The sequence below is a fragment of the Ferruginibacter sp. genome, assembly GCF_031391665.1.
Taxonomy (GTDB): Bacteria; Bacteroidota; Bacteroidia; order Chitinophagales; family Chitinophagaceae; genus Ferruginibacter.
In genome coordinates this window covers 1-10856 of the sequence record NZ_JANMUN010000134.1, presented here as the reverse complement: position 1 = coordinate 10856, position 10856 = coordinate 1, and the positions used below count along the sequence as shown (strand labels likewise).

Here is a 10856-nt window from a genome sequence, read left to right as displayed (position 1 = left end):
GCTTACAGATAAACCCCTCACCTTTTATATCAAGATAGCCCCGGGCAGCAGTCGTAACGAGCTCGTGATGTATGCAGAGAACTTAGGCAGCATTCCTCCCAACACTGCATTGATGATAATTTATGATGGTAAAAAACGTTATGAATTAAATATCAGCAGTACGAAAAATAGTAATGGGGTTGTTGCGTTTACGCTGAAGGAGTAGTTCTACAATTCTTAAAAAATATTATACGCTAAAAATGAATTATGAATAAATTATAATGTATATTTATTCATAATTCATTTTTTCCAAAAAGTATCTACTATGAGAAAATTAGTTTTTCTAATTTTTATATTTTTTTCTACCGCTGTTTTTTCACAAAAAAATTTTATTGCCGCCCCTATTAATTTAATTTCACCTCGCTCTGCACAAACAATTTTAATACCCTGTTTATTTAATGGGGATTTTTCTTTCGAATTTAATCCCTGTAACCCATCTTCCGTAAAGTTTATCCCCAGTACCACACTGTTTAGTTCTGTTGAGTGGGATTTTGGAGATTTAACCCCTCACAGTACTTTAAATTCTCCAACTCATGTATATACAGCTTATGGAAATTATATTGTAAAGATGATTTTATTTGGGCCTTCCTGCAGTGATACTATAACCAAAAATATTTCGATAAACTTACAAAACGACAATACATTAATAACTACAAATGATACCACTATTTGCTTAGGTACGTCTAAATTATTAAAGACACAGCTATCAAATAATTTTTGCTGGACCCCAACAACTTATTTAAACAACCCTTTACTAAACAACCCCACTACATCTACCCCAACAAATATTACTTATTATTATACAGCAGAAGTTTTAGGGAATAATTTAATTGTTAATGGGAATTTTAGTGCAGGCAATACGGGTTTTACATCTGGGTACACACATACTACACCTAACACATCGGAAGGGCAGTATTTTATTGGAACTAATCCAGTAGCATGGAATCCAGGTGCTGCACCATGCACCGACCATACAACAGGTTTCGGAAATATGATGATGGTGAATGGGGCAGCAACACCTGGCACAATTGTTTGGCAAGAAACCGTGAATGTTACTACAAATACAAATTACAATTTTGCCTGTTGGGTACAATCAATTTATTTTGCTGAGCCAGCACAACTGCAATTTTCAATAAATAATATTTTAATTGGCCCTGTGTTTTCACCCGGTTCTGTTACCTGCAACTGGCAAAGATTTTTTTCTAATTGGAATTCAGGAAATAATACTACTGCTGTAATTTCAATTGTAAATTTAAATACGGTATTAGGAGGAAATGATTTCGCATTAGATGATATTTCCTTTGCACCGGTTTCCATTAAAAGAGATAGCGTAAAAATTACTGTGGATGCACCTGTGGTTTCTGCAACAGGCAATACCACCATTTGTACAGGCAGTTCTGCACAATTGAACGCAACTGGTTCTGCGACTTACAGCTGGTCTCCAGTTACAGGCCTTTCTAATCCGTCAATTGCTAATCCGGTGTCCACACCAGCTGCTACCACAAGCTACACTGTTACCGGAACCACCATTAATGGATGTACTGCTCAGTCTGGTGTAACAGTTACAGTTCTTCCTGCTGCAAATTTTGATTTCTCTTATCAGCAAAATGTTTGCAATCCATTATCTGTACAATTTTTTACAGCAGGAGCAAACCCGGTAAATCCATACTGGTCTTTTGGCGACGGAAATACTTTGCTGGGTAACAATCCAACTCATGTTTATACAGCATTAGGAAATTATACTGTAAAATATCATATTGATAATGCTACATGCCCTGATACAATTACAAAAATAATTTCGCTTCAATTATCAAATGCAGATATTGTACTTACATCCGATACTACTATTTGTTTTGGCAGCACAAAATTATTAAGGGCGCAGTCATCTGGTAATTTTTGCTGGTCTCCCACTACTTACTTAAATAACCCAGCATTAAGTAATCCAACCACATCTGCCCCGACCAATATAACTTATTTTTATACTGCAGAAGTTTTGGGCAATAACATAATTGTGAATGGGGATTTTAGTGCAGGAAATACAGGGTTTACATCTGCATATACTTATGCATCTACCAATACAATACAAGGTGAGTATTTTATTGGCACAAATCCGGTAGCATGGAACCCTGGTGCTGCTCCATGTGTTGACCATACCTCAAGTGGTGGAAATATGATGCTGGTGAATGGAGCAACCACTCCGGGTACAATTGTTTGGAGAGAAACAGTAAATGTAACTGCAAATACAAACTACAATTTTGCCTGTTGGGTACAATCAATTTATTTTGCCGAGCCTGCACAACTTCAATTTTCGATTAATAATATTTTAATTGGGTCAGTATTTTCACCAGGTTCCACAACCTGTAACTGGCAAAGATTTTTTTCTAACTGGAATTCGGGCAGTAATACAACAGCAATAATTTCAATTGTAAATTTAAATACAGTTGCAGGGGGTAACGATTTTGCATTAGATGATATTTCCTTTGCACCTGTTTCTATTAAAAGAGACAGTGTAAAAATTACTGTGGATACACCGGTTGTAAACACTATTGCAGATGTTAGTGTATGTGCCGGGGTTCCCGTTCAGTTAAATGCAACGGGTGCTTCAACTTATGTTTGGACACCAGCAACTGGGTTATCCAACCCCAATATTGCAAATCCATTAGCAATACCACAAACAAATACACGGTATACCGTTAATGGCACAACAGTAAATGGTTGTTTTGCTTCAGATTTTGTTGATATTACTGTTTTACCCAAACCTGTAATTACAAAAACTGCTGATACAACTATTTGTAAAAATTCTTCAATTCAGTTAAATGCGTCTGGTGGTACCAGTTATGCATGGTCGCCTGCAGCCACTTTAAACAATGCAAATATTGCCAACCCGGTAGCTACACCAACTGCACCGGTAACAAAATATATTGTTACTGTTACCAATAATAATGTAAACACCTGCAGCAATACCGATTCGGTAAAAATTACTTTGCGGCCTGCACCTGTATTTACCGTTTCGCCATCTAAATCAACCTGTCTTGGCACGGCTGTACAACTTAATGCATCCGGTGGCGACAGCTACTTATGGAACCCGGCAAATTTAGTTAGCAATGCTGTAATTGCTAACCCGGCAACAACCACTGGTACTACAACAAATTATTCGGTAACTATTACCGAAACCAATTGTAATGTATCAGCAACGCTTTTTACCACGGTAACAGTAAATCCTGTACCGGTGGTTACTGTGTCTAAATCAAACGATATTGATTGCTCCATAGAATTTGCAAATTTACTGGCTAGCGGTGCTGCACAATACACCTGGACTCCTGCCATAGGATTAAACAATGCTGCTATTTATAATCCTGTAGCAAAACCTATCACTACAACAAAATATATTGTTAAGGGAGATAATGCTTTTGGATGTTCTGATTATGATTCACTTACTGTTACAGTAACAAAAACAGGCAACAGTGGTTATTATATGCCCAACAGTTTTACACCCAACGGCGATGGTAAAAATGATTGTTTTGGAATAAAATACTGGGGCATTATTGAACAGTTAGATTTTTTTATTTATAACCGCTATGGCGAAAAAGTATTTTACACCAACAATCCCAATAAGTGCTGGGATGGCTTATACAAAAGTAATAAACCAGAGCTGGGCAATTATGTGTACTATATAAAAGCAAAAACAGCCTGTGGTACTGTAGAGAAAAAAGGGAATGTAATTTTGATAAGGTAGAAAATTATTAATGCGAAAAATAATACTTTTAAATTTTAGTTTTTTAATATTGATTCAGGCAAATGCCCAATCAGTTCACCATTTTATTTCATTTTCTTTAAATTTTTTATTTTCTGCAAAAAGCATCGTAAGTAGCGATGCTGCTGATATAGCTAACAATAACTTAATTTTTAACGGTGATTTTAGTTTGGGCAATACAGGATTTAAATCGGATTATTATTCATCTTCTTATAACACTGGTGAAGGTGAGTATTTTATCAGTTCAAATCCTTTGCTATGGAATCCGGGTTCTGCACCATGTACAGACCATACATCAGGCAAAGGAAATATGATGCTGGTTAACGGAGCTGGAAAAAAAGGGGAAATAATTTGGAAACAAACTGTAAATGTAAAAATCAATACTAATTATGATTTTACATATTGGGTACAATCAATTTATTTTGCAAGCCCGGCTAAATTACAATTATTAATAAACGGCATTTCGGTTGGGGAAATATTCTCTACAGGCTCAGTCACCTGCAAATGGAAAGAATTTAATGCAAAATGGAGTTCGGTTAATAATACAAAGGCAATAATTTCCTTAATAGATTTGAATACTCAACTGGGAGGTAATGATTTTGCCCTTGATGATATTTCATTAATTCCAGTTTCAATTAGTGAGAATAAAGAAAGTTCTCCGATGAACCCCAACCCCTCCGCCGATTTCACCTACTTCATTACCAACTGCAATAAGGTACAATTTAAAATTACCAGCAACGAAAATATTAAATCTTACAGATGGGATTTAGGCGATAAAAGTACTGCAACTAAAGAATCATTTTTTCATACTTATAAAAATGAAGGCAGTTACAGGGTTAAACTAATTGCTGCAGGTACCAATGGAAAAGAAATTACTGTAGAAAAAACTTTTACTGTTGTCAAACCAACAACAGCTTTTACTTATGAAAGCGAAACAGAAAAAAATACTTTCAGCTTTAACATTACCAACAAACAAAAACTACAATACAAATGGTTTTTTGGAGATGGTGCAATTTCTGATAAAGAAAAAAAGATAATCCATACTTATAAACAACCGGGCAGTTATGAGGTAATGCTTATTGCTAAAAATAAAAATGGCTGCAGCGATACAGCGCAGCAAACAATTGTAATTGCAACTCCTGCTTTATCAGCACCAGAAAATATTGTTACCATAAATACTGATACTGGTAAACAAACCAACACCACTGCTTTGCTTCCTGAAAAAAGAGAAAATAATCTTTTAAAAGAAATAGCAGTAACCGGTGATTCTGTTGCCGTAACTTTTTATGATAATGCTGAAATTGACGGCGACTCTGTTACCATTGTTTATAACAATAAAGTAATGGCTACGCATTTGTTTTTAACCGACAAACCAAAAACATTTATGCTGCCTGTTAACAAAAATGGTGGAAGCAATGAATTAATTATGTATGCCGAAAACCTGGGCAGCATACCACCTAACACCGCATTAATGATAGTTTATGATGCAGGTAAACGCTACGAAATAAGCATCAGCAGCAGCAAAACGAGTAACGGTATGGTGCGGTTTATTTTTAAACCCTAACCCAAATTTATTTATGTATCTCACTCGTAAAATGAAATTCAATATCAGGGTTATTTTGTCTTTCGGTATTTAAAAACCATTCGCTTTGTGCTAAGTAAACAATGTGGCCGTCTTTATCTGCAGCAATATTGGCTTGTTTGTAACGGATAAAATCTTCTAACTTTTTAGGGTCTTTACTGGTAAGCCAGCAGGCTTTAAAAAATGGCAGGCTGTTCATTTGTACCGATGCACCATACTCCTGCAATAAACGGTACTGTATAACTTCAAACTGCAGCTCACCCACACAACCAATAATTTTTTTATTGCCGCCAAACTGGGTAAACAATTGTGCCACGCCTTCATCGGTTAATTGTATCAATCCCTTTTCCAATTGTTTTGTTTTCATCGGATCTTTGTTCACCACCTCTTTAAATATCTCCGGACTAAAACTGGGTATTCCCGTAAAATAAAAATCTTCGCCTTCCGTCATGGTATCGCCAATTTTAAAATTGCCGGTATCAAATAAACCCACCACATCGCCGGGGTAAGCATCTTCGATAACTTCTTTTTGGCGGGCCAAAAAACTGTAAGGATTGTTGAAACGAAAATCCCTGTCCATACGCACATGATGGTAATAGGTGTTACGCTCAAACCTGCCGCTGCACACTCTTAAAAATGCAATTCTGTCTCTGTGTTTTGGGTCCAGGTTGGCATGTATCTTAAAAATAAATCCGCTGAATTTATCTTCTTCTGGTTTAATATCTCTTGTTGTAGTATGGCGTGGTCTTGGCGTTGGTGCAATGCGGATAAAAGTATCCAGCATTTCTTTTACACCAAAATTATTTACAGCGCTGCCAAAAAATACGGGTGCAGTTTTGCCCGATAAATAATCGGCATCACTTAATTCGCCATACACACCATCAATTAATTCAACATCTTCACGTAATGTGGCAGCATCTCTATCTCCTATTTTTGCATCTAAAATGGTATCGTTTAAATCTTTTATTTCCACTACATCTTCATCATTAGCTTTTGTGCCTGCAGTAAATAATACCAAACTTTTTTTATGCAGATCGTACACACCTTTAAAATCTTTACCGCTGTTGATGGGCACCGTCATTGGGTGCAAATTAATTTTTAATTCATTTTCTATTTCTTCTAAAAGATCAAAACGGTTTTTACCATCCCGGTCCATTTTATTTATGAAAACAATTACCGGTGTGTTACGCATGGCAATTACTTCCATCAATCTTCTTGTTTGTGCTTCCACACCATTAACGCTGTCAATTACCAGCACTACACTATCTACTGCGGTTAAAGTGCGGTAAGTATCTTCGGCAAAATCTTTATGGCCGGGGGTATCCAATAAATTAATTAAGTGACCATCGTACTCAAACGTCATTACACTTGTAGCCACACTAATACCACGCTGCTTTTCTATTTCCATAAAATCGCTGGTGGCATGTTTTTTTATTTTGTTGCTTTTTACCGCACCGGCAGTTTGTATGGCGCCGCCAAATAACAAAAACTTTTCTGTTAAGGTGGTTTTACCGGCATCGGGGTGAGAGATGATAGCGAATGTTTTGCGTTTGTTTATTTCGTTGATGTACTTCATGATTTGCCCGCAGATTTCGCAGATAGCGCAGAAATCCAATTTTATTGGCGGCAAAGGTAAGGTTTGAGAAGTAAAAAAGCTCCATACAAAATACTGCCCATACGCTACGATAAAAGCTGCCCAATGGTATGCGGCACACGAGTGCGACGCAACAATGCCTAACAGAATTCCTTATGCTCGTTACAAAAAAAGAGGATAGCAAATTTTGAAAGTTATCGCTTTACTAATATTGAGCCGCACTAAGTTCTCCGCCGCGGCGGAGACAGGGGCTCCCGTTCATACATTTCCCCTTTTCAATTCATTTTCATCACGTACTTTTGATACATGAGTAAATCACTCAACATAATGGCCAATTCGCTGCGGTTAACCCTGCAGGAATTAAAAGTTAATAAATTGCGTACGGCGCTAAGCCTTACCGGTGTTGCGTTTGGTATTTTTTGCATTATTGGTGTACTGGCAACAGTTAACAGTTTAGAAAGAAATATTCAGAACGAAGTAAAAAGCCTGGGCAGTAATACAATTTATATTGATAAGTGGGAATACAGTGGTGGCCCAGACAGGCCGCAATGGAAATACAGGGCCAGGCCCAATATGAAAATTGAGGAAGCGGATATGATTAAACAGCGTTCGGCTTTGTTAGATGATATATCGATGCTGTTACGCACCGGCGGCAGCATTGAGTATAAAGACGATGTAATAAGCAACTCCAGTGTGTACGGAATAACCGAAGCACAAATGACGGTGCAACCAATAAATTTTGAGTACGGCCGTTTTTTTTCCAACAGCGAATTTAATTCGGGCAGCAATGTTTGTTTAATTGGCTTTGCCAATGCCGAAGCTTTATTTGGCAATACCGAAAGGGCATTAGGAAAACAAATTGATGTAAAAGGAAGAAAGACCACCGTTGTTGGGGTAATAAGAAAAGAAGGTAAAAATTTTATTGGCTGGGATTATGATAACTGCATTATGCTGCCTTATAAATATTGCAAGCAAATTTTTCCTATTGAATGGAGTAACCCGGTATTAATTGCAAAAGGAAAAGAAGGTGTAACACCTACTGCATTAATAAATGAGCTTACAGGAATAATGCGGCAGATAAGAAGGATTGCACCAAAGCAGGAAGATAATTTTTCTTTAAACAGTGTGGAAGCGTTCAGCAAAGCTATCTCCGAATCTTTTGTAATGCTGAATGTGGTAGGTGCAGTAATTGGCGGCATCAGTTTAATTGTGGGCATGTTTGGTATTGCTAATATTATGTTTGTAACGGTTAAAGAACGTACACCTGTTATTGGATTAAAAAAAGCTATTGGTGCAAAAAAAGCCAGCATTTTATTTGAGTTTTTAATGGAAGCCGCATTGCTTTGTATCATTGGCGGCGCCTTTGGTTTATTCTTTGTTTACATTCTTACCTTAATACTTTCGGGGCCACTAAAATTTCCGGTATATATTTCTGTGCCTATGCTTGTTACAACTGTTATCATTTGTATTGTGGTGGGTATTTTAGCAGGCATCATACCTGCACGGAGAGCCGCAAAAATGGATCCGGTGGTGGCGATAAGGAGTTAACCCCCTCCGCCGCCCCCTGAAGGGGGAACTTGAATATGGAGAAGATTGAAGTGGTAAGTATTTTGTTAGATTATAAAGTTAAAAATTGAGAAATTAATATTGATTATTTTTTTAGCCGGACTTAAGTAATTCTATTTAACTTCATTGGCGTCGCACTCTTGTACTTAATATCTTTACTGAACATTACTGAATTTTTATTGAGACTATTTCTATTTTTCTGCTGATTATTTCAAGATAAAATACCTTCTATCTCTTTGAAGTAAACTATTTTTGCAAAATGGTATACACTGCGGATAACTCCCCGGAATTTATCCCGGCACCGGAGGGAGAAGATAGGGGCAACAGCATTACTATTTTAGCTATCGAATCCAGTTGCGATGATACATCGGCATCAGTGTGTGTTGATGGAAAAATTTTATCCAATCATATTGCCAATCAATCGGTGCATGAAAAATATGGCGGCGTTGTGCCTGAGCTGGCCAGCAGGGCACACCTGCAAAATATTGTACCCGTTGTTGATGCTGCACTGTCATCTGCAAACCGTCAACTATCATCTATCAACGCCATTGCATTTACACAGGCACCCGGTTTAATTGGTTCTTTATTAGTAGGTGCACAGTTTGCAAAATCGTTAGCATTGGCATTAGATAAACCATTAATTGCTGTGCACCACATGCAGGCACATGTGCTGGCCAATTTAATTGCAGAAAAAAAACCGGCCTTCCCTTTTTTATGTTTAACCGTTAGTGGCGGGCATACACAAATTGTGTTGTGTGAATCACCCTCTAAACTAAAAGTAATTGGTGAAACTATTGATGATGCAGCAGGCGAAGCCTTTGATAAAACCGCAAAACTTTTAGGGCTGCCTTACCCCGGCGGACCATTAATTGATAAATATGCAGCCACTGGAAATGGAGAACGGTTTAAATTTCCTGAGCCACAAATACCGGGATTAAATTTTAGTTTCAGCGGCTTAAAAACTTCAATACTTTATTTTTTAAAAAATGCTGGCGCCAGCAATGTTTATAAAGAGGAATTTTTGGCTGATGAAGCCATGCAGAAAAAATTCATCGGCGAAAACCTGAATGATATTTGTGCATCCGTACAAAACAGGATCGTAAGCATCTTACTAAATAAATTAAAGAAAGCGGCAGCTGAAACCGGTGTTACCAATATTTGCCTGGCCGGTGGCGTTAGTGCCAACAGCGGCTTAAGAAAAGCTTTTACTGAGCTTGGCCAAAAAATGAACTGGCAAACTTTTATTCCGGCATTTGAATACTGCACCGATAACGCAGCGATGATTGCCATAACAGGTTATTATAAATTTTTAGAAAAAGATTTTACGGATTTAAGTGTTAGTCCTACTGCTAAAGCGGAATGGGGTTAGCCACGGATTACATAAATTTTCACGGATAAAAATTCACAAAATGAATACCTTAATTTTTTTTCAATTGTATTTAATCCGTGTAAATCCGTGTAACCGGTGGCAAAATAAACCCTTGTAATCCGTGGCCAACAACTATTTTCAATTTAAACAATTCACCATCCACCAGGATAAATGTGCCATGAAAGTTTGCACCGATGCCTGTTTATTTGGTGCTCACGTTGCCAATGAAATTCAGCAGTTACCTGTAAAAAATATTTTAGATATTGGTACAGGAACAGGTTTACTCTCTTTAATGCTGGCACAAAAAACATCCGCAATAATTGATGCAGTGGAAATTGATGCCGAAGCTTTTACACAGGCAAAAGAAAATATTGAGCAATCGCCATGGAAAGAAAAGATTACAATTTACAATGCTGATATTTTAAAATTTCAGGCTAATAAAAAATACGATTGCATTATCAGCAACCCGCCTTTTTTTGAGGCCGATTTAAAATCGGGTGACGAAAAGAAAAATTTTGCAAAGCATGATACCTCATTAACTTTTACTGCATTACTAAAGGTTTTTGATGCAAATTTATCGCCTGCTGGTTTTTTTACTGTATTGCTACCCTTTCACCGAAGTAATTATTTTGAAGAAGAAGCTGCAAAAATAAATTTCAATCTCACCAAAAAAATATTGATAAAACAAACGCCAAAGCATAATCATTTCAGATCAATACTTATTTTTTCAATAAAAAAACTGGAAACAATTCAAGAAGAAATAATTATAAAAAATGAAGAAGGAAATTATTCTGCAAAATTTATTGAATTATTGAAAGATTACTATTTGCACTTGTAGTATGAGAAGCTGTGATCAATTATAATATTTTTCGTTTCTTAATCAACCGCCGACAGGGTTTATAACCACTGTCGGGGTTGCGAACCTAATTCCAAATTACCAATTCCTAATTCC

General features: G+C 36.9%; 6 protein-coding genes and 1 pseudogene. 6 read left to right on the top strand and 1 reads right to left on the bottom strand.

The annotated features are described in order from the left end of the window. The 3 genes and pseudogenes from ACY651_RS09610 to ACY651_RS09600 form a co-directional block, all read left to right on the top strand. Positions 1-205 (top strand): annotated as a pseudogene (locus ACY651_RS09610) (hypothetical protein); the annotation flags it as partial. Positions 206-304: 99 nt separating this feature from the next. Further along, positions 305-3775: a PKD domain-containing protein gene (locus tag ACY651_RS09605; protein ID WP_462252093.1), complete on the top strand. Its 3471-nt coding sequence runs from the start codon at positions 305-307 to the stop codon at positions 3773-3775. 10 nt (positions 3776-3785) lie between these two features. Then, complete coding sequence (locus tag ACY651_RS09600) at positions 3786-5357, top strand: PKD domain-containing protein (protein ID WP_462252091.1); 1572 nt, start codon at positions 3786-3788, stop codon at positions 5355-5357. A gap of 7 nt (positions 5358-5364) precedes the next feature. Here the strand turns inward: ACY651_RS09600 and ACY651_RS09595 are convergent, their stop codons facing one another. Continuing rightward, positions 5365-6951 (bottom strand): peptide chain release factor 3, encoded by a 1587-nt coding sequence (locus ACY651_RS09595; RefSeq protein WP_462252089.1) that lies wholly within the window; start codon positions 6949-6951, stop codon positions 5365-5367. 324 nt (positions 6952-7275) lie between these two features. Between ACY651_RS09595 and ACY651_RS09590 the strand changes: the two genes are divergently transcribed. From ACY651_RS09590 to ACY651_RS09580, 3 genes are all read left to right on the top strand, one after another. After that, positions 7276-8517, top strand: coding sequence for an ABC transporter permease (locus tag ACY651_RS09590; RefSeq protein WP_462252087.1), 1242 nt, complete (start codon positions 7276-7278; stop codon positions 8515-8517). 277 nt (positions 8518-8794) lie between these two features. Beyond that, on the top strand, positions 8795-9904 hold the full coding sequence (tsaD, locus tag ACY651_RS09585) for a tRNA (adenosine(37)-N6)-threonylcarbamoyltransferase complex transferase subunit TsaD (protein ID WP_462252085.1): 1110 nt from the start codon (positions 8795-8797) through the stop codon (positions 9902-9904). 121 nt (positions 9905-10025) lie between these two features. Continuing rightward, positions 10026-10742 (top strand): tRNA1(Val) (adenine(37)-N6)-methyltransferase, encoded by a 717-nt coding sequence (locus tag ACY651_RS09580; RefSeq protein WP_462252083.1) that lies wholly within the window; start codon positions 10026-10028, stop codon positions 10740-10742. Positions 10743-10856: the final 114 nt, after the last annotated feature.

Bases quoted from the DNA above. Each gene is read 5' to 3' on its own strand.
- ACY651_RS09595 (WP_462252089.1), bottom strand. From the start codon at position 6,951: ATGAAGTACATCAACGAAATAAACAAACGCAAAACATTCGCTATCATC.
- tsaD (WP_462252085.1), top strand. From the start codon at position 8,795: ATGGTATACACTGCGGATAACTCCCCGGAATTTATCCCGGCACCGGAG.
- ACY651_RS09600 (WP_462252091.1), top strand. From the start codon at position 3,786: ATGCGAAAAATAATACTTTTAAATTTTAGTTTTTTAATATTGATTCAG.
- ACY651_RS09605 (WP_462252093.1), top strand. From the start codon at position 305: ATGAGAAAATTAGTTTTTCTAATTTTTATATTTTTTTCTACCGCTGTT.
- ACY651_RS09590 (WP_462252087.1), top strand. From the start codon at position 7,276: ATGAGTAAATCACTCAACATAATGGCCAATTCGCTGCGGTTAACCCTG.